The sequence below is a fragment of the Streptomyces sp. NPDC025784 genome (genome assembly GCF_055558435.1).
Genome location: NZ_JBVHMN010000054.1, coordinates 1 through 1226 on the forward strand (window position 1 = coordinate 1; position 1226 = coordinate 1226).

Here is a 1226-nt window from a genome sequence, read left to right on the forward strand (position 1 = left end):
CTGGACGAACCGGTCGCGGCCCGCCACGTCGTCCGCCCGCACACCCGCCTGGTCATCACCGAGGGCAACTACCTCGCCTCCGTGGACGCCCCGTGGCCGGAGGCCCGCCGGCTGCTGCGCGAACTCTGGTACGTGGACACCGACGACACCGTCCGCGAGGAGCGGCTGCTCCGCCGCCACCGCGACGGCGGCCGGGACGAGGCCACCGCCCTGCGCTGGGTCACCGGCAACGACCACCCCAACGGCGAGTACGTGAAGCAGGGCCGGGCCCTCTGCACCCGGACCGTCCCCGGGACCCGTTTGCTCCAGACCCCGGAGAGGGGTAGTGTTTCCTAGTCGCTCGGCAGGGAGCACCGGACACGCATCGGCGCGGACGGTCCCGGGGCAGCCAATCCCTTGAAACACCACTTCCGGTTCGTGCCGGTCGTTTCGCTTTTTCGCGTCTCGGCTCGGTGCTTATTCGGTGTGCGCTTTTTATCGGATTGCGGCCGGATTCGCTTTTCGGAGCGGGGCTCGGTTAGAGTTTGAAACGTCGGACGGGACATCAAATCCCGGAAGACAACAGCGAGTTGGATGACGAAGCCCCGGAAAACGGAGCGGAAAACATCTGATAAGCTGGAAACACGAAAGAACGAAGCGCCCGGAGGGCCCGCTGGAAGGCGGTCCGAAGGAAGCGTCCGTTCCTTGAGAACTCAACAGCGTGCCAAAAGTCAACGCCAGATATGTTGACATCCCCGGCCTCGATCGTCCGATCGGGGTTGGAGATTCCTTTTGAAACAAACACTAGCGAGGACGCAGTGCGCGGGGCCGCCCTATTCCGGTGGTTGCCGTGCCGCTCAACGCGGGTGTCGACCCGATAGCGGGTAAACATTCACGGAGAGTTTGATCCTGGCTCAGGACGAACGCTGGCGGCGTGCTTAACACATGCAAGTCGAACGGTGAAGCCCTTCGGGGTGGATCAGTGGCGAACGGGTGAGTAACACGTGGGCAATCTGCCCTGCACTCTGGGACAAGCCCTGGAAACGGGGTCTAATACCGGATACGACCTTCCTCTGCATGGGGGTTGGTGGAAAGCTCCGGCGGTGCAGGATGAGCCCGCGGCCTATCAGCTTGTTGGTGGGGTAATGGCCTACCAAGGCGACGACGGGTAGCCGGCCTGAGAGGGCGACCGGCCACACTGGGACTGAGACACGGCCCAGACTCCTACGGGAGGCAGCAGTGGGGAA

At 63.9% G+C, this 1226-nt stretch carries 1 protein-coding gene and 1 rRNA gene; both read left to right on the forward strand.

Annotated elements, in window-relative coordinates; all coding sequences use genetic code 11:
* A partial coding sequence (locus ACZ4IF_RS44575) for a nucleoside/nucleotide kinase family protein (protein WP_467575023.1) occupies window positions 1-336 on the forward strand: 336 nt, incomplete at its 5' end.
* Between the two features lie 534 nt (window positions 337-870).
* A 16S ribosomal RNA gene (locus tag ACZ4IF_RS44580) occupies window positions 871-1226 on the forward strand; the annotation flags it as partial.